This window comes from Salinispora pacifica CNR114 (genome assembly GCF_000514775.1).
GTDB classification, from domain to species: Bacteria; Actinomycetota; Actinomycetes; order Mycobacteriales; family Micromonosporaceae; genus Micromonospora; species Micromonospora pacifica.
Map to the genome: position 1 here is coordinate 1 of NZ_AZWO01000014.1, position 23,686 is coordinate 23,686.

A 23,686-nucleotide genomic window follows, 5' to 3' on the forward strand; every position below is an offset into this window, starting at 1 on the left:
CCGACCCCGTCAGCCGCGCCTACTACGACCGCAAACGCGCCGAAGGCAAACGCCACAACGCCGCCCTCATCTGCCTCGCCCGACGCCGCTGCGACGTCCTGTTCGCCATGCTCCGCGACAAGATCCCCTACCAACCACGGCCAACAAGCCCCATCCCGGCTTGACCAAACCCATAGGGACACCCCCCCCCGAGCACGGCCCCAACCTCAGACGCTTGGTGAGAACTTCACTCTGCGTAGCCGCTTTGCGATGGTGCTAACATCCGGCGACGCTGGTGGCCCCGGTCTGGTCAGTGCCGTTGTGGTGGTAGCACTGGCCTAGTTAGACAGACACAGTGGTAACGAGCACACTGAGGCCGCCGAGATCGTCGAGCTATCCGCTCCTCGGAAGGGAATCCGCATGTCCAGGTACGACGCGATTGTCATCGGAGCCCGCTGCGCGGGCGCGTCCACCGGCATGCTCCTGGCCCGACAGGGGCACCGGGTGCTGGTATTAGACCGATCGAGCTTTCCCAGCGACGTCATCTCGACCCACTTCCTCTGGCCGCACGGGACCTCCTACCTGAACCGGTGGGGCCTGCTGGATCAGGTGCTGGCGGTCACCCCGTCGCACACCGAGGTCACCTTCGTCAACGACGGCATTCCGCTCACCGGCTCGGTGCCGGACGAGCTGCTGCGCGCGTACTTCCGCGACTGGCATGGCGACGACTCGGGCGTGGTGCGCACGTACGCCTCGGTGCGCCGGCACGTGCTCGACCAGATGTTGGTCGAGGCGGCGAGCAAGGCCGGCGCCGAGGTGCGGACGAACTTCACGGTGCGGGAGCTCATCACCGAGGGCGACCAGGTCGTCGGGGTACGGGGACGCGACTCCGACGGGCAGTTGGTCGAGGAGCGCGCCCGGATCGTGATCGGTGCCGACGGTCGCAACTCGTTCGTCGCCCGCACCCTCGGCCTGCCGAAGTTCGACGAGCGGCCCCGGTGTACCTTCGCCTACTGGAGCTACTACTCCGGCTTCGACCTCGGTCCGGCGCAGCTGCACCGACGTGGTCGGCTGGCCTGCGCCGTCGCACCCACCAACCACGACCAGAACATGGTGTTGGTCTGGGGACCGAGCGAGTGGTCCCGCGAGTTCCGTCGTGATGTGCCCGGCAACTTCCAGCGGGCGCTGGATTTCGTCAGCCCGGAGTTGGGCGAGGTGGTCCGGACGCGGGGCGTGCGGGCGGAGCGCGTCTACGGGACGTTGGATCAGTCCGCGTTCCTCCGGCCCCTGGCCGGACCGGGCTGGGTGCTGGTCGGGGATGCCGAGTCGGCCAAGGACCAGTGCACCGCGATCGGGATGACCCACGCGTTCCGGGGCGCGGAGCTGGTCGCCGACGCGCTGGGCCGGTGGTTCTCCGGGGACGTGTCTCTGGAGGCGGCGATGGCCAGCTATGAAGGCCGCCGCCGCAGCCAGAACGCCGCCGCCTACTACGACTACGTCTGCACGCTCGCGGAGATGCGACCGTACCGCCACGACGAACTGCAGTTGTTCGTGGCGTTGCGGGGAAACCAGCAGGAGATCGACCGGTTCGTCGCCACCCACGCCGACGTCGCGCCGGTCTCGGAGTTCTTCCAGGCGTCGAACCTCCTCCTGCTCAACGACGCCGCGAAGGAGACCTCGGCCGGGTACCCGGTGTTCGAGGACTACCCGGCGACCGCTCGGATGTACCAGCAGAACCTGTTCGCCTGACCCGTACCCCGCCCGGAGATCGACTGTGTCCCTTCCTGAGCTTGACCAACGCGACGACGACGAACTGATCGGGACCATCCTCGCGGCCGCCGGCCGGCAGGATCTGGAGGCGATGGCGGCAGCCGCGGCCGAGGTCTCCGAGATGACCCGCAACTGGGCCACCCACATCCCGTGGGACGAGTTCGACTCGTTGGACGAGACCGCCCTGAACGAGGTGGTCGCCGACCTGACCCAGATGTGGGAACCCGTCGACCTGCAGGTTGACGCCGACGAGGAGTACGCGCTCGACAAGAACGCCTATGACTTCTACCGGCCGGCCGGCCGTAACCTGATGACCCGTACCGAGGAATTCCACGGGTGGGTCGAGGCGCGGCGGCGGACCGAGACGTGGCAGTACTCCAGGACGCTGGAAGCCGCGCCGAACAGCATCGCCCAGATCACCAACGACATCGGCCGGCGTACCCGCGGGATCAACTTCAACTCGCAGGACTATCTGTCGTTCAACACGCACCCGGCGATCCGGGAGGCGGCGACCAAGGCGATGCGGGACTACGGTCCGCACAGCGCCGGGTCACCGATGGTGCTCGGGAACACCCGGATCTCCGACGAACTGGAGGCGTCACTCGGCGAGTTGGTCCGGGCCGAGCAGGTGACGCTCTTCCCGACCGGGTGGGCCGCCGGCTTCGGGGCGATGGCGGGCCTGGTCCGCCAGGAGGACCACGTTCTGATCGACCGGCTGGCGCACTCCTGCCTCCAACAGGGGGCCCGGGCGACCACCCGCAACGTGGTGCGCTACGAACACCTCAACGTGGAGGCGGTCCGTCGCCACCTGGTCGACATCCGTCGGCGCGACAGCCGCAACGGCATCCTCGTCGTCACGGATGGCCTCTTCTCGGTGGACGCTGACTGGCCGGACCTGGTGACCCTGCAGCGGGTGTGCCGGGAGCACGACGCGACGCTGCTCGTCGACGTGGCGCACGACCTGGGTTCGATGGGTCCGGGTGGCACCGGTGTCCTCGGGTTGCAGGAGGTGCTCGGCGACATCGACATCGTGATGGGCGCCTTCTCCAAGACGTTCTGCTCCAACGGCGGCTTTGTCGCCTCGGCCTCCCCGGCGCTCAAGCAGTACCTCAAGATGTTCGGTGGGTCGCACTTCTTCTCCAACGCACTGTCGCCCGTGCAGACCGCCGTGGTCCTGGAAGCCTCGAAGATCATCCGCTCCGCGGAGGGCGACCTCCTCCGTTCCCGGCTGCGCACCGCCGTCACCGCGCTTCGCGAGGAGCTGACCGGGCACGGGCTGACCTGTATGGGTGAGCCGTCGCCGATCGTGCCGCTCCTGATCGGAAACGAGAAGCTGGCGCGGATCGCGAACCGCCTGCTGTTCGACCGTGGGGTGCTCGCGTTCATGGTGGAGTTCCCGGTGACTCCCACCGGCTCGTCGCGGTTCCGGCTTCAGGTGCAGGCGAACCATGAGCCGGAGGAGGCACGCGCCGCAGCGAGGATCATCGCGGACGCGATCGCCGACGCCCGCACCTACCTGTCCAGCGCCTTCGGGAGTACGGAGCGGTAGCCATCGCCACGCCTCATCAGCCGACCCCGGCTGGCCCAGTCGTCCCGCCGGACGGCGCTGCGGGAGGAGTCAGATCACGGCCAGGGCCTTGGTGACGTTCCGCTCGGCCAAAGCCAGCATCCACTGGCGGTCCGGGAAGTCGGTGTCGGCGATCCGAAGGGGACCCTCGATCAGAGACAGGACCTGGGCGAATCGGTAGAACTCCAGCCGGTTGGGGTCGAGTTTGACGGGCTGCAGCGTGGGGTACGCGTCGCCGAAGCGCAACTGCAGCCAGGCGTGCTCCCACTCCACGTCGAAGAACGTCATCCCCTCGATGTCGATGATGGCGGGTGCACCGGAAGGCGGGACCAGCACGTGGTCCGGTCCGAGTTCGCCATGTATCAGCCGGTAGTCGTGGCGAACGGTGACCGCGTTGCGCAGGCGCCGGAGATGGTCGGTGATTCGGTCGTGGGCATCGGCGAGCCGGGCGTCACGGGCGGCCGCCGCGTCGAGGTGACCACGCGCCCGGTCCTGGATGATGTCCTCGGTGCTGCGGGTCTGTGGGGCCTCTCCGCGGGCGATGGCGGCGAGCTTGCCGTAGTGGGTGCTGCGGGTGGTGTGCATGCGGCGCAGGGCACCACCAAGTGTGGACAGCGGCGGCACGGCTGCGGCCGGGTCATGTTTCATGAGCGCCTCGAGCGTCACCGCACCGACGTCCTCGACCAGTGCAAGGTCGGCCGGTGGTAGCGGCCGGCGCGGTCGAGCATCAACAGCCGTGGCGTCCGCACGTCCACGGCGCTGAGGGCGGCGTAGTTGGTGGCGAACAACTCGACGCCCGACGCGTCGGTGAAGGGATCGTCGGGGACGGCTGGTGCCGGCGGCCAGTAGTTCTCGCCTGCTGCCCAGACATAGAGGATCGCTGTCGACTGGTCGTCCAACCTGAGCCGGTAGACGCCCTTCTTGCTGCCACCGGTCAGCCGGTCCAGGGCGGCAGGTCTACGATCTGCGCCGAACTGGTCCACCACCAGGTCGTGCAGGTCGTCCGGCTGTAGGACTACCCGGATCATAGGTCGCCTCTTCTCCTGCTGCTCAGCGATGGTTCGCAGCGGCTTCCCTCTGCAGCACAGCAGAGATGCTGCCGTAGCCGGAGGAGCCGGACCAGCCAGATTCTCAGCAGCAACCGCGACCTCCTCAGAGCAGCCAGGCTTGGTGCGAGGCGCGGCCGGCGGGCCCGACAAGGGGTCGACCATGTGTCGGGTCCGCCGGAAGATTGCGGGTGACCGAGGCGCTGACCAGCAACTCGCAAGGTAGGTCCAGACGACATCGTGCCGAAGCGTCCGGGCCCACCTTGCGAAAATCTGACTCGAGGCGACCATGCACGCGAAGGTAGGTCCCCTGACTCGGCCTTCTCGCCGTTCAGAGGACGTGCTCGCGCCAGTCCCGGCCTGGTGCGCTGAAGAGGAAGCCGTTCTCGTCGAGCGCGTTGTAGATCGTCAGGTGTCCTGCTGGGAAAGCGAAACCGAGGGCGACGCTGCCGTCGGCCATGGTGCCGCCGGCCCATTCGAGAAGGCTGGCGTGGCGCAGCTCTTGTCCGCGGAGTTCTTCGAGCTTCGCGATCGGTTCCGGCCGCCAGGCAAGTTGGAAGTCGTCGGAGGTCGGCCAGGTGAGGGGCTGATGCGGGTCGATGCTGTTGAAGGTGATCGACAGGTCGTCGGTCTTCTGATGGTTAATCTCGACCTGCTCACTTCCAAAGTCAAGCAGGACAGGGCAGTCGGCGAACCATTCGTCGGCGCCGAGGTCCCAGACCAGCCAGACGTGGCGCAAGGTTCGGCCGGCAAGACCAGCAAGGCGACGACCGTGGGCGGCACTGACCGTCTTCAGGCCATGCAGCCAGTGCGGTCGGTAGCCGGCGATGCCGAAGTCAAACACATGATCATTCTGCCATCGCGACCCGCCGGGTGCCGCCTGGCGCCAGGCGAGTCAGTAGTCCGGCGCGGGACGTAGCCAGTTCGGCATCGCGTCGCCTTCCTCCACTGCGGCAAGCTCGTCGAGCATCTCGGTGAGCCTGCTGGGCGTGATGTCAGTCTCACCGCCGACATAAAGACCATCCTCGGGCCGGGTGGATCGGAACGCCGAGACATCGACGTGCGGCCCGTAAAGAGAACCAGCTCGGCTTGGAGGACATGCCCCACGACACGAAGTAGCCAGGTCGGATCCATGCCTGGAGCGTCCAGCGGCCCGAGAAGTTCAAGCTGAAAGAGCGTCTGGGCCTCGCTCCATGCGCCAAGGGCTGCGCCGAGTTCGAGGTCTCTGCTCTCGAAGGGCTCTTGGGCTGGCTGATCACGAAGCGGCATGCCGACGAAGGTAGCGATCCGGTCGTCCGGCGCCGATGCTCGGTCATCGGCGTGGCGCACCGCTACCCACCGCACCGACGCCCGATCACCGGCCGGCGCGAGCCCGACCCCGTCGGCGAACGCGACGGCGATCTGCGCCCACTACTGGTCCGGCAGCAGCGGATCGTCGCGGTGATTGTGGATCGAGCAATGCCACACGGGCTTGTCCGGCGGGTTGTTACCAGCAAGGACCGGCTGTTCCAGGAGCATGGCAAGCCGGGCGACCGAGAAGCCGCCACCAACCGTCGGCGGCTGAAGCTCGGCAACCCCGCCGATCGCTGCGGTCTCCCACGCGGCGACCAGGTGCTGGTCGTGATGCTCGCCGTTCTCACCGGGGCCGAATCGGCGCGTACGGGTGACTCGCAACCCGTTCCGGACGGCTCGCAAGATCACTCGCAGACTTACCCGGACACTCGCAGGATTCGCGCGGACGCGACACCATGCGTGGATGATTTGTCCTGGGCGATGTCAGCTCCGTCGATTAGAATGTATGTACTAATCTCGCTGTTGAGCTGGGAGGATGCCCGTGACCGCGCCCACCCCCGCCGCTCCCCTCGCCCCCTACACCACGCTCCTTGGCTTCACTCGTTACGTCGACCGCACCGGTCCGACCAAGGCCACCTTCGTCGGCGGCCTACGCCGGCAGCGGGCCAGCCGCTCCGGCTTCAACCCACATGGCCAGTTCGTCAAGGCACTCAAGGCCGACATCGCCTTCCACACCAGCGGCACCCACCTCGACCGGGTGGTTGCCGCCGTCAAACCCCGGTGGCGCCCGCTCTACCGAGCGCTGGTGCCAGGGGCGATGGCCTGGCTACTGTCCCTCGGCGCACCCAGGTCGGTCGACCTGGCCCAGACCCGCGACGCACTCGCCCTGCTGGGCGACCTACCCGTGAAGATCAACCCACACTTCGGAATCCGGTACGCCGACGGGCGGGCCGAGGCCGTCCGCCTGCACTTCGACGAGGCTCCGCCGACCGACGAGGCAGCGCTGGCCATGCTGCACCTGATGGGCCGACAGATGGAGGCGATTCTGCCGCACGCCGAACCCGTCCTGGTCGATGTCCGGCGCGGCCGGACGCACCGCACGCCCGCGACCGCGAAACCCGCGGAGATCGAACGCTGGCTGACCGGCGAGGCTATCGCCTTTCAGGCGCTGTGGAGCACTGCGGCCTGACCGCGCGGGGTGGGTGGAGGGTCAGTAGCCCGTCGTATCGTCGATGCTGGCTCGCGCGGTCGGCACCAGGAAGCTCCGCTCGAAGGTGAGGACCACCTCGCCGGTGGCTTTGCGGCCGATGGTGCGGCAGCTCACGATGCCCTCGCCCGGCCGGCTGGCGGAGAGCCGTTTCGCGGTCACCTCGCTCTCGGCGTACAGCGTGTCGCCCACGAAGACCGGCTGGGGAAGGCGGATCCGCTCCCAGCCGAGGTTCGCGATGGCCCGGCCGCTGGTACTGCGGGCAGTCATCCCGCCGACGATGCTCAGGGTCACCAGACTGGAGACCAGGGGCTGGCCCCACCGGCCCGCCTCGGCGTATGCGCCGTCGATGTGCAGCGGTGACGCGTTCATGCTCAACATGCTCATCAACACGTTGTCCATCTCGGTCACGGTGCGGCCGGGCCGATGCTCGATCACCGTGCCGACGACGATCTCGTCATAGTAGAAGCCGACCTGTTCGCGGTATCGGTTCTCGCCTACCCTCCGGAAGCCGACCGGACCGGAGCCGGTCGGCTTCCCGGCCTGCTCAGGCCGCATCGGTGAGCTCCCGTACGTGGTCGGCGAAGGTGGCCAGGACCGACCGGTCAAGGTCGGCACGGATCATGATCCGCAACCCGGCCTGGCCCTGCGGCACGATCGGAAAGAACACCGCCGAGCTGTAGAAGCCACGCCGGTACAACTCCGCGGAGAGTTGGACCGCCCGGTCGGCGTCGCCCACGGTGATTCGACGTACCGGCAGTCCGTTTCCGGCAAAGGAGGTGGGTAGCAGCTCATCGAAGTACGCGACGTTCTCGTCCAGTCGGCGCTGCAACTGGCCCAGCTCGGGTGAACGGTGAATGGCGGCGCTCGCCAACGAGGCCCCGACCAGTGGCAGGGCCATGTTCTGCGACCACCCCACCGGCCCGGCGTGCCGGGTCAGGAAGCGGGACATCGCCGGGTCGCCGAGCATGGCCACACCACCGCCGGTGCCGAAGCCCTTGCCCAGGCTGGTGACGATGACGGTGAGCGGATTCATGACCAGTCGGGATCGGACGAAGCCCTCACCCCGCTCGCCGACCAGCGACAACGAGTGCGAGTCGTCGATGAAGAGGAACAGACCGTACCGGTCCTGGAGTTCCAACAGACCGTCCAGGGCAGCGGCGCCGCCCATCGAGTACGCGCCGTCGGCGACGTAGGCCACGCTGGGGTACTGCCGGCAGATGTCCTCCAGGTAGTTCAGGTCGTTGTGGTCGCAGGTGAGGACCAGACTTTCCTCTGCGCAGATGGGCTTCACGTACGACATGCAGAAGTGGCAGTGCCGGTCAAAGACCATCACCCTGGGGCCGCCCGGAGCGAGGTGCCCGGAGGCCACCAGGGGCAAGATGCCGGCGGTGAGCGCGCTACAGGTGGTACCGGGGAGGATCTGGGCACCGAACAGTTCTCCCAGTTCCTCCTCCAACCGGGCCAGCAGTTGGTGCCGGATGCGGGTGGTGGAGGTGACCAGCCAGGTGGTGCCGGCCTCGCGTAGCGCCGACACCGCCCCCTCAATCACTGCCGGATGGTGGTTGAGGCCGAGGTAGGCGCAGGAGCACATGTTGACGAACTCGTGGCCGGTCGCCCGGTCAACGAGCCGGTTGTTGGAGTCGCCCGAGGGCGTGTCGACACTGATCCCGGTCAAACCGTGGTCGGCCGCTGCCTGCCAGACCGGGTCGGCCGTCCGGATCATCTTCTCCGCGTGGCGGTACCGGTGCGGACCGACGAAGCTCTGGTGTTCCGCTGTGCTCGTCATTTCCTCTCCCTACCAGTGAGACTGACCGCTGGTGTCCCGGCCATGGGTCAGCCGGATGAGTCGAATTCGTCAAGCAGCCGCTGGGACGCCTCGAAGAAGGGCCGGCCCACCATCACCCCGTCGACGGTGGTGATGCCCTGGCCGCTGCGCTGGCCGGCGGCCACCACTCGCCGGGCCGCCTCCAGGGATGCGGCGTCGGGGGAAAACACCTGGTTTATGACCGCCACCTGGCGTGGATGCAGGGCGATCTTGCCGCTGAACCCGAGGTCCCGTGCCAGAATCGCCTCCCGCCGTAACGCGGTCAGGTCCTGCACGTGGAAGGTCGGCGAGTCGATCGCCTCCACCTCAGCTGCCCTGGCGGCGTTCACCACCCGGGTCCGGGCCTGCTCCAGCGGCTCCCAGCGCAGTTGGGCACCGATAGCGGACGCGTAGTCCGCCGACCCGAAGATCAGCGCACGCAGGTGCGGCGACGTCGCCGCGATCGCCGCGGCGGCCTCCACCCCTCGTGGTGTCTCAATCACCGCGCACAGCTCGAGGTCCGGACGGACCGGCCGGAGTAGTCGCGCGACTATCTCAATGTCGCGTGGCGATTCGACCTTGGGGACCAGCACGATGGAGGGCCGGATCGGATACTCGCGCAAGGCGAGCAGATCCCGCATGCCCTCGGATTCGGTAATTGTGTTCATCCGAACGGCGCAACGGCGACCGGACGCGCTCTCCCCACTGAAGAACGCGCTCCCCCGGTTCCGGGCCTCGGCCTTGTCCTGCGGCGGCACCGAGTCTTCCAGGTCGACCAGGCAAATGTCGGCTCCCGATCGGTGGCAGGTTGCGTACCTGCCGACCGCGGTCGCCGGCGTACACAACATGGACCGGCAGTACCGGGCGTACATCACACCTCCCGCCGTACGTCGATGAGAACCTTGCCCGAAGTGGCGCGGGCGGCGACCGCCGTGTGGGCGGCGCCGACCTCGTGCAGCGCGACGGTCCGGTCGACGTGGACCGTGAGCTGGCCCTGGGCCGCCAGCTCGAAGAGCCGGTCGACGATCCCGCACAGCAGCTCACGGTCGTCCACCACGTGCCGCATCCAGAAGCCGGCACAACCGATGGATCGCTCGGCCAGTTGTGCGGTGGTCACCGCGACGACACCGGTGGGGTCCACCGGACCGATGGGCACGTCACCAGCAACGCCGGTTCCGGGATCGCTCGAGTTGCCGGGCCGCCAGCCGAGGCAGACCAACCGTCCAAACGGCGCCAGGCCGACCAGGGCGGCCCGCGCCACCGCGCCGCCCACCGAGTCGACGAACAGGTCCACGCCGGTTCCGCCGGCCGCCTCCCGCACCCGGTCGGCCAGCTCTGGATCTGCCGGGTCCAGCACCACATCTGCGCCGAGCCCGGTGACGAACTGTCGCTTCGCCGCGGTCGACGCCAGGCCGATCACCGGCGAGGCGCCAAGCGCCACCGCGAGCTGCACCGCGAGGTGTCCAACCCCGCCGGCCGCGGCGGAGACCGCGACACTCTCCCCGGCCCGCAGCCGACCGGCCAACGACAACGCCCCATACGCGGTGCTGCCCTGCTCGAACAGACCGAGCGCCTGCGCGTCATCGATGCCCGCCGGAATCTCCACTGTGTGCGCCTCCGGGGCCGCCACCACCTCGGCGTAGCCACCGCCCTGGCGTAGGAGCGCGACGACCCGTCGTCCGTCGGCCCGTCGACGCCCGACCGCCTCCACGCCGAGCACCGCCGGCAGCGGCAGCTCGGGGTGAGCACCGGCGCAGCGCTCCAGGTCATCGAAGTTGACCCCGGTCAACGTCACGTCGATCAGGTTTTCCCCAATCCCCGGCGATGGCTCGGGTATCCGCTCGACGCGTAGTGCTTTCGGACCACCTGGTCGGCGCAGAACCACCGCACGCATGGACCGGGTCATCGCGGCCGCCGACGGCCGCTGCGGCGCGAACCGACGAGTACCGGTCCCCAGCCACCGCTATGGGTGCGTCCCGACGATGCGGAGCAGGTCATGCCGACTGGTCCACGAAGAGTTCCCCCCGCCGGCGGTGCAGCTCCTCCGCTGCCTGAAGGTCATCCGCGATGGCGCAACAGGCGACGGTACCGTCCGCGGCAACGTCGTCGGAGGTGATCACGACCCCGGTACGGCTGGTGGGGTCGTACGCCAAGCCGGCCGTCGCGAGCCGCTCGACAGCCGCCGTGAACGACGGCACGGCCCAACCGAAGCGTTCCAGGAAGACCCGCTTCTCTCGGTATCCGGGATCGACCACCCGACCGTAGAGGGCCAGGTGGAGGTGGGTGGAGCCAGTTAGGCGACAGTTGGTCTCGGTGAAGAGCACCTGCTTGTCCGGAGTAGCGATAGCGTCCGCACAGACCACGCCCCGGTAGCCGAGTACACGGAGGGACTCGACCAGCCGGTGGGCGCCGTCCAGCAACTCTGCCCTGGTCTCCGCGTCGATCGTCTGCGCCGGCAGCACCTGGCCGATCGCCCTTGGCGCCATCAGCAGATCTCCCACCCCGATCAGCTGCGCCGCCTCGTCGGTGACGATGTACTCCGCGTAGCTGGTGGCGGACCTGGGGAAGAACTGCTCCACCACCAGCCGGTGTGTCTGGCCTGCGGTGAGCCCTTCCCATCGCTGCTGTACGTAGGCCAGCAGCGCGGGACGGTCCGGCAACACCACCGCCCGGGTCGCGCCGGTCGGCGCGACGCCATCGGTACGGCTGAGGACCTCGTTGCCGAGACCACCGCCGTTGAACTCCATCTTCACGATCGCGTCGTGTCCCTGGTCGAAGAGGTCAGCTATCGCCTCCAGTGCCTGCTCCGGCCGGGCGACCACGGTGCCCGGGGCGATCGGCACCCCGGCTCCGGCGGCCAGGGCCCGGAACCCGGCCTTGCTGTTTACCAGCGCGTCACCGGCCTGGTTGCTGAACGGGTAGCCGGGGAGGGCCGCCTCGGCGCCGAGTGTCCGGGCGATCCGGGTGATGGAGAGGTCTTTGTAGACGGCCAAGATCTTGGCCGGAGGCCGGTTGCCGAGCGCGCCGCGTAGCTCGTCCAAAAAGCTCGGATCGGTGAGCCGATCTGGGGTGAGGATGTCCGAGCCGAGACTGCCCGGTGGCGGGATCACAGTGGTCAGGGTCGAGGCGCGGGTTCCGGTGAGGTCAGTGATGTAGCTCAGGTAGTCCGCCGGCGGGGCAAACGGCAACACCAGCACGTCGCCGTCCCGGGCGAACCAGAGTAGGCGCTGCGCGGCACAGCCACCACCGCGCAGTTGGTCGGCGGTCAGCGCCGCCAGATCGCCGACCATCTCCCAGGTTCGACTATTACCGATAATCAAGGTTCTCATTACCGCCCCATCAGTTCGGCGGGATTTTCGGACACGGCCCCGCCCAGCCGGATCAACCGACTGTTGAGCTGCGAAATGAGACAGAACGGGGCATCGTTTACGAACCGTGTGTCAACGTGTGAAGGGATCTCTGATTTGCTGATCGACACGCTATCAATTGACACTGTCGAGAGCAAGGAGTGATCTTGCTAGCACCGAGTGTAGCGGCGATCGGCCTCCCGAGGTCACGCCGTGAAAGATCATCAGCGACGCCACCTCACCCATGCCCGGTCGCATCATTCATCCACATGAGATTTAAGCAGCTTACCGACGTTACGATCACCGCTGGTCACAGCCGACCCACCCCATCCGGCCGGCCGGCCCCCAACGCGCCGCCGGCCTAGATCATCATTGCCGAAAGTATCGATCACTGGTTGCATGAGTGACGGACATAGCTCCAAGCCGCCACTGCAGGTAACAAGAACGTCACGCTCCTCGCCGCTGCGGGTGAGCGCACCACAATACGTCTCCTGGGGGGCCACATGAGGCTGCACAGTTTCGATGAATGGTCGCCGTTACGCGAAATCGTCGTGGGATCAGCCTCGGGCTACCGACAACAGGCCCGCGACCTCTCCTTCGATCTCTTCTTCTACGACAACCTCATCCACGACAACCCAAAGACCCACCCTATCTACTATCCACGGTTCATGGCCCACGGTCAGCCGACGCCGGGGTCATTGACCTCGAAAACCCTGGATATCAAGCAGCGCTATGTGGACGAGTTACACGAGGACGTGGAAGGAATAGCTGGGACGCTCAAGTCCCTTGGCGTACGCGTTCACCGACCGATGAACCTCCGCGAGGGCGCCGCACACTTCGCCACGCCCGCGTGGTCCGCCACCGCGCTGCCGCCCCTGAACGTCCGGGACAACACGTTGATCCTGGGTGACGAGATCATCGAAACGCCACCAATGATGCGCTCGCGCTACTTCGAGACGCAGTTTCTGAAGCCCGTTTTCATGGAGTACTTCAAACACGGTGCCCGGTGGACGGTGATGCCCCGGCCGTGGATGACCGACCGCTCCTTCGACCTCGCCCAGGCCGAACAGATCGTCACGATGGAGACGGTGCCCGCCATCAACGACTCCCCCTATGACGTGGGCATCGAGATGCTCTTCGACGCCGCCCAGTGCCTGCGATTCGGTCGGGACATCCTGGTCAACATCGCGACGGCGAACCACCTCCTCGCGTGTGAATGGTTGGAGCGCCATCTGGCGGGCCGCTACACCATCCACCGGATCGACCGGCTGGCCGACAGCCACATCGACAGCATGGTGCTCCCCCTGCGACCGGGTACGTTGTTGATCCGCTCCCGACGGTTCCTTGACTACCTGCCCAAAGCTCTCCAGAAGTGGGATGTCATCGAGGCGCCCGAGCCGAAAGCACAGAACTTCCCCCAGTACGACGACGATGACGTCATCCTCACGAGCCCGTTCATCGACCTGAACGTGTTGTCAATTGATGAGCACACCATCATGGTCAACGATTCCTGCCCGGAGCTGAGCCGTGCACTGGAAAAGCACGGCTTCGACGTCGTACCGGTACGTCATCGCCATCGGCGCCTGTTCGGCGGCGGCCTCCACTGCTTCACCCTGGACACCGTGCGCGACGGCACACTCGAGGACTACTTCTCCTGATGGAGCTTGTCGCACCAACCAGCCCCAGCTGGTAGCAACACCGATCTTGCCGGCTCGACCTACCGACCCCTGCGGCTTGTCGTCGGGGCCGACGGAGGGATCCTAACCAGTGGTACCACTGACCTGACCGACCTGCTCGACCGGGTGCAGCAAACCGGGGACGAGCGCGTCCACGGCACGCCCCAGCAGAAGCCGACCGTCCGGGGCTGTCTCCAGGCCGGAGACCAGGGCGACGCAGATCTCGGCGGCCGCGTCCGCATCCGCCGCACCCGCCTCGGTGAAGAGACCCGACAGCAGCTTCCGCAACTCCACGGTGAACTCGGTGCAGATCTCACCGAACAGCCGGGCCTTGCTGTCCATGAGCTCGGCGGTGTGCGGCGAGTCCCCAATCAGGTTCAGGGACAGGTCGAGTTTGGCGGCCAGGACGCCCCGAATGCGCTGGGCATAGGGGGCGTCCTGATCGGCGGCTTGCCGGGCACGGGCCAGCGCCTGGGTGTGCAGGCGCCCGGCGAGTTGCCGGAACGCGTCATCCTTACCACGGACGTACTGGTAGACGGCGGACCGAGAGACCCCCATCGCGGCGGCGATGTCATCCATCGTCGTCCGCCGTACGCCATACCTGGTCAAGCAGGTGTAGGTGGCGTCGAGGACATCGGAGAGCCGACTATTGTCCATGTCAGCTCAGTTTACCCAGCAGCTCCGTGGCGACCTGGGCGGAGGACGCCGGGTTCTGCCCGGTGACCAGGTTGCCGTCGACGACGACGTTCGGCGCCCACGGCTCACCTTCCTGGACCTGCACGCCGATGTCGACCAGGCGGTCCTGGAGCAGCCACTTGGCCTTGTCGGCCAAGCCGGCCTGGGCCTCCTCCGCGTTGGTGAAGGCAGCCGCCCGGCGTCCGGTGAAGGCGTTGCTGCCATCGGCGTTCACCGCGGCGAGCATCGCGGCCGGACCGTGGCAGACGATGCCGACCGGCTTCTTCTCCCGCATGGCGGCCACCAGCAGCTGGCCGGAGTCCTGGTCGACCGCCAGGTCCTCCATCGGCCCGTGACCACCCGGGTAGAAGACAGCCTGATAGTCGTCGAGGTTGACCTCCGACAGGGTGAGCGGCTTGCGCAGATCTTCGATGCTCTCCACGGCCTTGGTCATCCGGGCGGCCCCCTCGGGACCGCCGGTGGCCTCCGGCTGCAGGCTGCTCCGGTCCACCCGCGGCACCACTCCCCCCGGGGTGGCGATGCTGACCTCGTGGCCGGCGCTGGTCAACATCTCGTGGGGCACCACGAGCTCCTCGGCCCAGAGACCGGTGGGGTGCTTGGTGCCGTCGGCGAGCTCCCAGTGGTGAGCGCCGGTTACCACGAACAGGATCTTTGACATTGATCAAACCCTCCGTAGCTGGGCGGACCCCAGCAGTCCGCCCCGAGACCAACTATACAGACTGACGTTCTGCACGCAAAATGACAGTCCGGCTTATGTCGTGCCGGCTCCACGGGCGAGATCGGGCACCAGCGGCCCAGCGGAGGTAACTCCGGGCGGATAATCACCCGGCTGCCTATCCTTGGCGACGACATGCCGAACGAAGTCGCCTCCACCCCGCCCGACGACACCCGCGAGCTGCACCGCCGGCTACGCCCGCTGATGCTCCGTGACCAGCACCGTCTCCGACGGCGGCTGGACGGCGCACAACGAATACCCGACCCCCAGCGTCGGGAAACAGCCCTGGCCGAAATCACGACGGATGTGATCCGAGCCGAGACCCGGCTGGCGGGCCGGCAAGCCGCCGTACCCAAAATCACCTATCCGGCGATGCTCCCGGTCAGCGAGCGCCGGGACGAGATCGCCGCGGCGATCCGCGACCACCAGGTCGTGATCGTCGCCGGCGAGACCGGCTCCGGCAAGACCACCCAGCTACCGAAGATCTGCCTGGAGCTGGGCCGCGGCGTCCACGGGCTGATCGGGCACACCCAGCCCCGTCGGCTCGCCGCCCGGACGGTCGCCGACCGCATCGCCGAAGAGCTCGGCACCGAGTTGGGCGAGGTGGTCGGCTACCAGGTGCGCTTCGCCGACCAGGTGAGCGACCGAAGCCTGGTCAAGTTGATGACCGACGGCATCCTGCTCGCCGAGCTACAGCACGACCGGATGCTTCGCCAGTACGACACGATCATCGTCGACGAGGCGCACGAGCGAAGCCTCAACATCGACTTCATCCTCGGCTACCTACGGCAGCTCCTCCCCCGCCGCCGGGACCTCAAAGTGATCATCACTTCGGCCACCATCGAGACCGACCGGTTCGCACGGCACTTCGCCGACGCCGACGGCAACCCGGCGCCGGTCGTCGAGGTGTCGGGGCGGACCTACCCGGTCGAGGTACGGTACCGACCGCTGGTCGAGGTGGGCGAGGACGAGGACGACACCGACGAGGAGCAGGTTCGCGACCAGGTCCAGGCGATCGGGGACGCGGTGCAGGAACTGGCGGCCGAGGGCCCCGGCGACATCCTGGTCTTCCTCTCCGGCGAACGGGAGATCCGAGATACCGCCGACGCGCTCGGCAAGCTCGTCACACACCGACCAGCGTTACGCAACACCGAGATCCTGCCGCTGTACGCCCGGCTGAGCACCGCCGAACAGCACCGCGTCTTCGCCCCACACACCGGTCGGCGGGTGGTGCTGGCCACCAACGTCGCGGAGACGTCGCTCACCGTGCCCGGCATCCGGTATGTGGTGGACCCCGGCACGGCGCGCATCTCCCGCTACTCGAACCGGCTCAAGGTGCAGCGGCTGCCCATCGAGCCGGTCTCGCAGGCCTCGGCCAACCAGCGCAAGGGCCGGTGCGGGCGCACCTCGGACGGCATCTGCATCCGCCTCTACGACGAGCCGGACTTCCAGTCCCGACCCGAGTTCACCGACCCGGAGATCCTGCGGACCAACCTCGCCTCGGTCATCCTCCAGATGACCGCGATCGGGCTCGGCGACATCGCCGCGTTCCCCTTCATCGACCCCCCGGACCGGCGCACCATCACCGACGGCGTCAACCTGCTGCACGAGTTGGGCGCGCTGAACCCGGCCGAGACCAACCCGGCGAAGCGGCTCACCCCGCTCGGCCGGCGGCTCGCTCAGCTGCCGGTCGACCCCCGGCTGGCCCGGATGGTGCTTGAGGGGGAGCGCAACGGCACCGCCACCGAGGTGGTCGTCATCGCGGCGGCGCTGTCGATCCAGGACCCCCGCGAACGGCCGGTTGACAAGCAGGCCCAGGCCGACCAGGCGCACGCCCGCTTCGCCGACCAGGAGTCGGACTTCGTGGCGTACCTCAACCTGTGGCGTTACCTGCGCGAGCAGCAGCGGGCCCGGTCGTCCAGTGGATTCCGACGGATGTGTCGGTCCGAGTACCTGAACTACCTGCGGGTGCGGGAGTGGCAGGACATCGTCAGCCAGCTCCGACAGGCACTGCGGACTCCGGAGCGAAGCCGGCGGCGGGGCGGGCCGGCCGGCGACGGCGGTGGGCCAGCCGGCGACGGCGGTGGGCGACGCGGCGGCGGGGCGGACCTGCCGGAGGAGATCGACACCCCGAAGGTGCACCAGTCCCTGCTCGCCGGCCTCCTCTCCCACGTCGGCCTGAAGGACACCCAGCGGTACGAGTACCTGGGTGCGCGGGGAGCGAAGTTCGCCCTCTTCCCCGGCTCCGCGCTGGCGAAGAAGCCGCCGCGCTGGGTGATGGTCGCCGAGCTGGTCGAGACCAGCCGGCTCTGGGGCCGGGTGAACGGTCGGATCGAACCGGAGTGGGTCGAGCCACTCGCCCAACACCTGGTGAAACGCAGCTACAGCGAGCCGCACTGGGAGAAGCGGCAGGCGGCGGTCATGGCCGTCGAGAAGGTGACGCTGTACGGCGTTCCGATCGTCACCTCCCGTAAGGTCAATTTTGGCCGGATCGACCCGGTGACCAGCCGCGAGCTGTTCATCCGGCACGCGCTGGTCGAGGGGGACTGGCAGACCCACCACCAGTTCTGGCGGGACAACCAGCGCCTCCTTGACGAGGTGACCGAGCTGGAGAACCGGGTCCGACGGCGGGACATCCTGGTCGACGACGAGACGATCTTCCAGTTCTACGACGAGCGGATCCCGGCCGAGGTGGTCTCCGGGCGGCACTTCGACACCTGGTGGAAGCGGGAGCGCCGGCAGCGACCGGAGCTGCTGACCTTCACCCGGGAGCTGCTGGTCAACGCCGGCCGCGGTGGCGTGGACGGGGACGGTTTCCCCGACGAGTGGCGAACCGACGGGGTGCTCCTGCCACTGACGTACCGATTCGACCCCGGCACCTCCACCGACGGGGTCACGGTGGACATCCCGCTGCCGCTGCTCAACCAGGTGCCGGCGGAGAGCTTCCAGTGGCAGGTGCCGGGGCTCCGCGAGGAGCTGGTCATCGCGCTGATCCGCTCGCTGCCCAAGGCGGTCCGGCGCAACTTCGTCCCGGTGCCCGACTACGCCCGGGCCGTGCTCGCCGAGCTTCCGGCCGGCGAGGAGGACCTGCTGGACGCCCTCACCCGGCAGCTGCGCCGGATGACCGGGATCACCGTCCCCCGGGACGCCTGGGATCCGGCGAAGCTACCGCCGCACCTGCGGGTCACCTTCCGGGTTCTCGGCGAGGACGACCGCCCGGTCGCCGAGAGCAAGGACCTGCCGGCGCTGCAACGCCAGCTCACCGCGGAGGTACGTCAGGTGGTGGCCGCCGCCGCGCCGGACGTGGCCCGCACCGGGCTGACCGACTGGGAGATCGGCACCCTGCCCCGCACGGTCGAGCAGGTCCGGGCCGGGTACGCGGTCACCGCGTACCCGGCGCTGGTGGACGAGGGCGCCACGGTCGGGGTACGGGTCTTCGACTCTCCCGCCGAGCAGGAGGCCGCGCACTGGGCGGGGACCCGACGCCTGCTCCGGCTGGCCGCGCCGGCGCCGGCGAAGTTTCTCCAGGGGCGGCTCTCCAACGAGGCGAAGCTGGCGCTCAGCCGCAACCCGCACGGCGGTGTGCCGGCGCTGATCGAGGACGCGGCCGGCGCGGCACTCGACAAGCTGATCGCCGACGCGGGCGGCCCGGCCTGGGACGCCGACGGTTTCGCCGCGCTGCGGGGTACGGTCCGCGCCGGTCTGGTGGAGACCGTCGTCGAGGTGATGGAGCGGGTGCGCGGGGTGCTCGCCGCCGGCTACGCGATCGAGCAACGCCTCGGCGCGACCCGAAACCTGGCGGTGGTGGCCGCGCTCGCCGATATCCGCGGCCAGCTCACCGGCCTGATTCACCCGGGCTTCATCACCGAGGCCGGCTACGCACGACTACCGGATCTGCGGCGCTACCTGACCGCGATCGAACGCCGGTTGGACCGGCTCCCCGGCAACCCGGCCCGGGACAAGCAGCAGCAGGACCGGATCGCCGTCGTGCAGCGGGAGTACGCGGACCTGCTCGCCGCGCTGCCGCCGGCGAAGCGGCGGACGGCGGCCGTCCGGCAGATTCGGTGGATGATCGAGGAGCTGCGGGTAAACGTCTTCGCCCAGGCGCTGGGGACCCCGTACCCGGTCAGCGAGCAGCGCATCTACAAGGCCATGGACGCCGCCGAGGTGGCCTAGCGGGGCTCGAGGCCGGATGGCAGGGCGGCGGTGGCGATCGCGTCGTCAACGTACTCGAGCAGGATGCGACGCAGCTCCCGGCCGGCGTGGGTGGGGACGACATCCCGGCGGCGGGCGACCGCGATGGTCCGGCGGACGCCGGGCGCGGCGAGTCGGGTGACGTGGATTCCGGGCCGGCTGGCGACGACGCTGCCGGGCACCAGGGCGACCCCCAGCCCGGCGGCGACGAAGCTGAGCACGGAGTCCATCTCCCCGCCGTCGACCGAGATCCAGGGCTCGAAGCCGGCCTCCCGGCACGCCTGCAGGGTGGCGTCCCGCAGGTCGTACCCCTCCCGAAACATCACCAGCGGGTGACCGCGCAGGTCGGCGACGCGCATCGGGTACGTCGGCGGGGCGTCCGGCAGGGGCCCGACGCTGGCGACCACCAGGCTCTCGGTGAGGATCGCGTCGGTGCGCAGCCCGGGGTCGGTGCCCTGGGCCGGCGCTATGATCAACGCCAGGTCCAGGTCGCCGCGGAGCAGGTGCCGGACCAGGTCCTGGGAGCCGCCCTCCTCGACCCACAGGTCAACGGTCGGGTGGGCGTCGCGGAAGCGGCGCAGCACGGGTGGGGCCAGTGCGGTGGCCAGGCTGGGGGTCGCACCGAGGCGTACCCGGCCCCGTCGCAGGCCGACCAGTTCCTGGACCTCCCGGGTGGCGATCTCCACGTCGGTGAGGATCCGTTCGGCGAACGGCAGCAGCACCTCACCCGCGGCGGTGAGCGCGATCTTTCCCCTTACCCGTTCAAAGAGCGGGGTGCCGAGTTCCGTCTCCAGAGCGTGAATTTGCTTACTCAACGAGGGCTGCGTGATGCCGACAAGGTCGGCCGCTTGGGTGAAATGTCGTACTTCTGCGACCGCTGCGAAGTACCGAAGCTGATGGAGTTGCATCTTCATAGCCTAAGGCTATGAAGACTGCGGAGTCGATGCATTGGACGACTGGTCCGACTGCTCCTAGCGTCAGCCATGTGGTAGTCACGTCACGAACTCGGTCGCCCATCCGCTCCACTGTCGGCCTCAAAGCCGTCATGGCGGTGACGGGCCTTGTCTTGGTGCTGTTCCTCGTCGCGCACATGCTCGGCAACCTGAAGATCTTCACCGGTGCCGAGGATTTCGACCACTACGCGCACTGGCTGCGTGAGCTCGGTACGCCGCTACTCCCCTACGGCTGGTACCTGTGGTTGCAGCGGGGCGCGCTCCTGGTCGCGCTGGCCGGCCACATCTGGGCCGCGACCATGCTGGCGCTGCGCGCCCGCTCCGCCCGCCCGGTCAAGTATGCCCACCGCAACAAGGTCCAGGGCAGCTACGCCGCCCGCACCATGCGCTGGGGTGGCGTGATCATCGCCCTCTTCGTGATCTACCACATCCTGGACCTCACCACCGGGCACCTGAACCCGGTCGGCGACCCGACCCGGCCACAGGCCAACGTGGTCGCCGACTTCGCCCCGGAACGCTGGTACGTGACGCTGTTCTACACGCTCGCGATCGTCGCGCTCGGCTTCCACCTACGGCACGGCGCCTACAGCGCGCTCCGCAGCCTCGGTCAGCAGACGCCGCAGGGCGAACGCCGCGCCCGGGGCCTCGCGCTGCTCTTCGCCGTCGCGCTCAGCGTCGGCTACCTGGTGGTCCCGTTCGCCGTACTCCTCGGATTGGTGCGTTGACCATGGATCTCTACACCGAAGGTAACCCGGTCACCGACACCCGGGCCCCGGACGGACCGATCGAGGGCCGCTGGGACAGTCGCCGGTTCAACGCCAAGCTGGTCAACCCGGCCAACCGTCGCAAGCTGACGGTGATCGTCGTCGGCACCGGCCTGGCCGGTGGTTCGGCCGCCGCCACCCTCGCCGAGCAGGGCTACCGGGTCCGGTCCTACTGCTACCAGGACAGCCCGCGCCGGGCCCACTCGATCGCCGCACAGGGCGGCATCAACGCGGCGAAGAACTACCGCAACGACGGCGACTCGGTACACCGCCTCTTCTACGACACCGTCAAGGGCGGCGACTTCCGCTCCCGCGAGTCGAACGTGCACCGACTGGCCGAGGTGTCGGTCAACATCATTGACCAGTGCGTCGCCCAGGGCGTCCCGTTCGCCCGCGAGTACGGCGGCCTGCTCGACACCCGCTCCTTCGGCGGCGCGCAGGTACAGCGCACCTTCTACGCCCGGGGCCAGACGGGTCAGCAGCTGCTGCTCGGGGCGTACCAGGCGCTGGAACGTCAGGTCGGCCTCGGCAACGTGGAGATGAACACCCGGCACGAGATGCTGGAGCTGATCGTCGTTGACGGCCGGGCCCGGGGGATCGTCGTCCGGGACCTGGTGACCGGCGAGATCACCACCGAGTTCGCCGACGCGGTCGTGCTCGCCTCCGGCGGTTACGGCAACGTCTTCTACCTCTCCACCAACGCCAAGGGCTGCAACGTCACCGCCACCTGGCGGGCGCACCGCCAGGGGGCGTACTTCGCCAACCCCTGCTACACACAGATCCACCCGACCTGCATTCCGGTCTCCGGCGACCACCAGTCGAAGCTGACGCTGATGAGTGAGTCGCTGCGCAACGACGGCCGGGTCTGGGTGCCCAAGGCCGAGGGTGACGACCGCGATCCCCGCGAGATCCCCGAGGACGAGCGGGACTACTACCTGGAGCGGATCTACCCCTCGTTCGGCAACCTGGTGCCCCGGGACATCGCCTCCCGCGCCGCGAAGAACGTCTGCGACGAGGGGCGCGGCGTCGGCCCGACCCGGCTCGGCGTCTACCTGGACTTCGCCGACGCGATCCAGCGGCTGGGCCGCAAGTCCATCGAGGCCAAGTACGGCAACCTCTTCGAGATGTACGAGCGGATCACCGGCGAGGACCCGTACGAGGTTCCGATGCGGATCTACCCGGCCGTGCACTACACGATGGGTGGGCTCTGGGTCGACTACGACCTGCAGGCGACCATCCCCGGCCTCTTCGTGATCGGCGAGGCGAACTTCTCCGACCACGGCGCGAACCGACTGGGCGCCTCCGCACTCATGCAGGGGCTCGCCGACGGCTACTTCGTGCTGCCGAACACCATCGCCAACTACCTCGCGGCCGGCCCGTTCGAGAAGCTCGAACCGAGCCACCCGGCGGCGGTCGAGGCCCGGCGCACCGTCGAGGATCGGATCCACCGGCTCCTCTCCGTGGACGGCGACCGGACGGTGGACTCGTTCCACCGGGAGCTGGGCCAGATCATGTGGGAGCACTGCGGCATGGAGCGCTCCGCCGCCGGTCTGCGCAAGGCGGTTGACGAGATCCGCGCGCTGCGGGAGGAGTTCTGGCAGCGGGTCCGGATCGTCGGCGACGCCGACGGGCTCAACCAGTCGCTGGAGAAGGCCGGCCGGGTGGCCGACTTCTTCGAGCTGGCCGAGCTGATGTGCATCGACGCCCTGCACCGCGAGGAGTCCTGCGGTGGCCACTTCCGCGCCGAGCACCAGAGCCCGGACGGCGAGGCCCAGCGCGACGACGAGCGGTTCGCGTACGTGGCGGCCTGGGAGTACGGCTCCGAGCAGCCGGTGCTACACAAGGAAGACCTCACGTTCGAGTACGTCCACCCCACGCAGCGGAGTTACAAGTGAACCTGACCCTACGCATTTGGCGCCAAACGGGCCCCGAGGACAAGGGTCGGATGGTGACCTACCCGGTCGAGGACATTTCTCCAGACATGTCGTTCCTGGAGATGCTCGACGTGCTCAACGAACGCCTGACCCTCGCCGGTGAGGAGCCGGTGGCGTTCGACCATGACTGCCGTGAGGGCATCTGCGGCATGTGCGGCATGATGATCAACGGCAACGCGCACGGGCCGCAGCGCGGCACCACCGCCTGCCAGCTGCACATGCGGCAGTTCACCGACGGTGAGACGATCGATATCGAGCCGTGGCGGGCCCGGGCGTTCCCGGTCGTCAAGGACCTGGTGGTCAACCGCAACGCCTTCGACCAGATCATCGCGGGGGGTGGCTTCGTCACCGCTCCGACCGGCAGTGCGCCCGAGGCGCACGCGGCACCGGTGGCGAAGGCCGACGCGGACGCCGCCTTCGAGTCGGCCGCCTGCATCGGCTGCGGCGCCTGCGTCGCGGCCTGCCCGAACGGCTCTGGCATGCTCTTCACCGCCGCCAAGGTCACCCAGCTCTCGCTGCTGCCGCAGGGCCAGCCGGAGCGGTACACCCGGGTGATCGGCATGGTGGACTCGCACGACGACGCCGGCTTCGGCGGCTGCACCAACGCCGGGGAGTGCACCGTGGTCTGCCCCAAGGGCATCCCGCTGCACACCATCGGTCGGCTCAACCGCGACTACCTCGCGGCCACCGCCAAGCACACCGGGCGCTCCTGACCGCGGCACCGTCGGTTCAACCCCT

General features: G+C 68.4%; 18 protein-coding genes and 2 pseudogenes. 9 read left to right on the plus strand and 11 right to left on the minus strand.

Going from position 1 to position 23,686, the window contains the following annotated elements; translation table 11 throughout:
* The 3 genes and pseudogenes from B118_RS31650 to B118_RS0110145 form a co-directional block, all read left to right on the plus strand.
* Nucleotides 1-164, plus strand: a pseudogene (locus B118_RS31650) (IS110 family transposase); the annotation flags it as partial.
* Nucleotides 165-399: 235 nt separating this feature from the next.
* Nucleotides 400-1,728, plus strand: a complete 1,329-nt coding sequence (locus B118_RS0110140) for an NAD(P)/FAD-dependent oxidoreductase (RefSeq protein ID WP_028192724.1) — start codon at nt 400-402, stop codon at nt 1,726-1,728.
* 25 nt (nt 1,729-1,753) lie between these two features.
* A complete protein-coding gene (locus tag B118_RS0110145; RefSeq protein ID WP_018810284.1) occupies nt 1,754-3,298 on the plus strand; it encodes an aminotransferase class I/II-fold pyridoxal phosphate-dependent enzyme in 1,545 nt (514 codons plus the stop codon).
* A gap of 69 nt (nt 3,299-3,367) precedes the next feature.
* On the opposite strand, the pseudogene B118_RS33630 reads toward B118_RS0110145, so the two are convergent.
* The 3 genes and pseudogenes from B118_RS33630 to B118_RS28150 form a co-directional block, all read right to left on the minus strand.
* Nucleotides 3,368-4,344: pseudogene (locus tag B118_RS33630) on the minus strand (phosphotransferase family protein).
* 349 nt (nt 4,345-4,693) lie between these two features.
* Nucleotides 4,694-5,206, minus strand: coding sequence for a hypothetical protein (locus tag B118_RS0110155; RefSeq protein WP_018588865.1), 513 nt, complete (start codon nt 5,204-5,206; stop codon nt 4,694-4,696).
* A 566-nt stretch (nt 5,207-5,772) separates the two neighbouring features.
* Nucleotides 5,773-6,063 carry a hypothetical protein gene (locus B118_RS28150; RefSeq protein WP_018810283.1) on the minus strand — a complete coding sequence of 97 codons (291 nt, stop codon included), beginning with the start codon at nt 6,061-6,063 and terminating at the stop codon, nt 5,773-5,775.
* Between the two features lie 133 nt (nt 6,064-6,196).
* Here B118_RS28150 and B118_RS0110165 point away from each other — a divergent pair, with 133 nt between their 5' ends.
* A complete protein-coding gene (locus B118_RS0110165) occupies nt 6,197-6,844 on the plus strand; it encodes a hypothetical protein (protein ID WP_026270463.1) in 648 nt (215 codons plus the stop codon).
* 21 nt (nt 6,845-6,865) lie between these two features.
* On the opposite strand, the gene B118_RS0110170 is transcribed toward B118_RS0110165, so the two are convergent.
* From B118_RS0110170 to B118_RS0110190, 5 genes are all read right to left on the minus strand, one after another.
* Entirely contained in the window at nt 6,866-7,420 is a 555-nt protein-coding gene (locus B118_RS0110170) for a MaoC family dehydratase (RefSeq protein ID WP_018826576.1), read from the minus strand.
* Complete coding sequence (locus B118_RS0110175) at nt 7,410-8,651, minus strand: 8-amino-7-oxononanoate synthase family protein (protein ID WP_018220303.1); 1,242 nt, start codon at nt 8,649-8,651, stop codon at nt 7,410-7,412. Before B118_RS0110175 ends, B118_RS0110170 begins: the two co-directional genes overlap by 11 nt.
* A gap of 47 nt (nt 8,652-8,698) precedes the next feature.
* Entirely contained in the window at nt 8,699-9,541 is an 843-nt protein-coding gene (locus tag B118_RS0110180; protein ID WP_028187647.1) for an HpcH/HpaI aldolase/citrate lyase family protein, read from the minus strand.
* Entirely contained in the window at nt 9,541-10,563 is a 1,023-nt protein-coding gene (locus B118_RS0110185) for a quinone oxidoreductase family protein (protein WP_028187646.1), read from the minus strand. The genes B118_RS0110180 and B118_RS0110185 overlap by 1 nt, the downstream gene beginning before the upstream one ends.
* 100 nt (nt 10,564-10,663) lie before the next feature.
* Nucleotides 10,664-11,998 carry a preATP grasp domain-containing protein gene (locus B118_RS0110190; RefSeq protein ID WP_026185269.1) on the minus strand — a complete coding sequence of 445 codons (1,335 nt, stop codon included), beginning with the start codon at nt 11,996-11,998 and terminating at the stop codon, nt 10,664-10,666.
* 521 nt (nt 11,999-12,519) lie between these two features.
* Here B118_RS0110190 and B118_RS0110200 point away from each other — a divergent pair.
* Nucleotides 12,520-13,674 (plus strand): glycine amidinotransferase, encoded by a 1,155-nt coding sequence (locus B118_RS0110200; RefSeq protein WP_026274063.1) that lies wholly within the window; start codon nt 12,520-12,522, stop codon nt 13,672-13,674.
* A gap of 102 nt (nt 13,675-13,776) precedes the next feature.
* Here the strand turns inward: B118_RS0110200 and B118_RS0110205 are convergent, their stop codons facing one another.
* Both B118_RS0110205 and B118_RS0110210 read right to left on the minus strand, forming a co-directional pair.
* A complete protein-coding gene (locus B118_RS0110205; protein WP_018220308.1) occupies nt 13,777-14,349 on the minus strand; it encodes a TetR/AcrR family transcriptional regulator in 573 nt (190 codons plus the stop codon).
* A 1-nt stretch (nt 14,350) separates the two neighbouring features.
* Nucleotides 14,351-15,046 (minus strand): type 1 glutamine amidotransferase domain-containing protein, encoded by a 696-nt coding sequence (locus B118_RS0110210; protein WP_018220309.1) that lies wholly within the window; start codon nt 15,044-15,046, stop codon nt 14,351-14,353.
* Between the two features lie 192 nt (nt 15,047-15,238).
* Between B118_RS0110210 and hrpA the strand changes: the two genes are divergently transcribed.
* Nucleotides 15,239-19,279: an ATP-dependent RNA helicase HrpA gene (gene hrpA, locus B118_RS0110215; protein ID WP_028192725.1), complete on the plus strand. Its 4,041-nt coding sequence runs from the start codon at nt 15,239-15,241 to the stop codon at nt 19,277-19,279.
* On the opposite strand, the gene B118_RS0110220 is transcribed toward hrpA, so the two are convergent.
* Nucleotides 19,276-20,211 (minus strand): LysR family transcriptional regulator, encoded by a 936-nt coding sequence (locus tag B118_RS0110220; RefSeq protein WP_018810277.1) that lies wholly within the window; start codon nt 20,209-20,211, stop codon nt 19,276-19,278. The two genes, hrpA and B118_RS0110220, sit on opposite strands and share 4 nt — an antisense overlap.
* A 71-nt stretch (nt 20,212-20,282) precedes the next feature.
* On the opposite strand from B118_RS0110220, the gene B118_RS0110225 reads away from it, so the two are divergent.
* The 3 genes from B118_RS0110225 to B118_RS0110235 are packed head-to-tail and all read left to right on the plus strand — an operon-like array spanning nt 20,283 to nt 23,661.
* Nucleotides 20,283-20,975 carry a succinate dehydrogenase cytochrome b subunit gene (locus tag B118_RS0110225; protein ID WP_080635124.1) on the plus strand — a complete coding sequence of 231 codons (693 nt, stop codon included), beginning with the start codon at nt 20,283-20,285 and terminating at the stop codon, nt 20,973-20,975.
* 2 nt (nt 20,976-20,977) lie between these two features.
* On the plus strand, nt 20,978-22,909 hold the full coding sequence (locus B118_RS0110230) for a fumarate reductase/succinate dehydrogenase flavoprotein subunit (RefSeq protein ID WP_018220313.1): 1,932 nt from the start codon (nt 20,978-20,980) through the stop codon (nt 22,907-22,909).
* On the plus strand, nt 22,906-23,661 hold the full coding sequence (locus tag B118_RS0110235; protein ID WP_018220314.1) for a succinate dehydrogenase/fumarate reductase iron-sulfur subunit: 756 nt from the start codon (nt 22,906-22,908) through the stop codon (nt 23,659-23,661). Before B118_RS0110230 ends, B118_RS0110235 begins: the two co-directional genes overlap by 4 nt.
* Nucleotides 23,662-23,686: the final 25 nt, after the last annotated feature.

Coding starts and splice junctions, on each gene's coding strand:
- hrpA (WP_028192725.1), top strand. CDS start 15,239: ATGCCGAACGAAGTCGCCTCCACCCCGCCCGACGACACCCGCGAGCTG.
- B118_RS0110205 (WP_018220308.1), bottom strand. CDS start 14,349: ATGGACAATAGTCGGCTCTCCGATGTCCTCGACGCCACCTACACCTGC.
- B118_RS0110140 (WP_028192724.1), top strand. CDS start 400: ATGTCCAGGTACGACGCGATTGTCATCGGAGCCCGCTGCGCGGGCGCG.
- B118_RS0110200 (WP_026274063.1), top strand. CDS start 12,520: ATGAGGCTGCACAGTTTCGATGAATGGTCGCCGTTACGCGAAATCGTC.
- B118_RS0110230 (WP_018220313.1), top strand. CDS start 20,978: ATGGATCTCTACACCGAAGGTAACCCGGTCACCGACACCCGGGCCCCG.
- B118_RS0110210 (WP_018220309.1), bottom strand. CDS start 15,046: ATGTCAAAGATCCTGTTCGTGGTAACCGGCGCTCACCACTGGGAGCTC.
- B118_RS0110175 (WP_018220303.1), bottom strand. CDS start 8,651: ATGACGAGCACAGCGGAACACCAGAGCTTCGTCGGTCCGCACCGGTAC.
- B118_RS0110190 (WP_026185269.1), bottom strand. CDS start 11,998: ATGAGAACCTTGATTATCGGTAATAGTCGAACCTGGGAGATGGTCGGC.
- B118_RS0110180 (WP_028187647.1), bottom strand. CDS start 9,541: ATGTACGCCCGGTACTGCCGGTCCATGTTGTGTACGCCGGCGACCGCG.
- B118_RS0110170 (WP_018826576.1), bottom strand. CDS start 7,420: ATGCGGCCTGAGCAGGCCGGGAAGCCGACCGGCTCCGGTCCGGTCGGC.
- B118_RS0110185 (WP_028187646.1), bottom strand. CDS start 10,563: ATGCGTGCGGTGGTTCTGCGCCGACCAGGTGGTCCGAAAGCACTACGC.
- B118_RS0110220 (WP_018810277.1), bottom strand. CDS start 20,211: ATGAAGATGCAACTCCATCAGCTTCGGTACTTCGCAGCGGTCGCAGAA.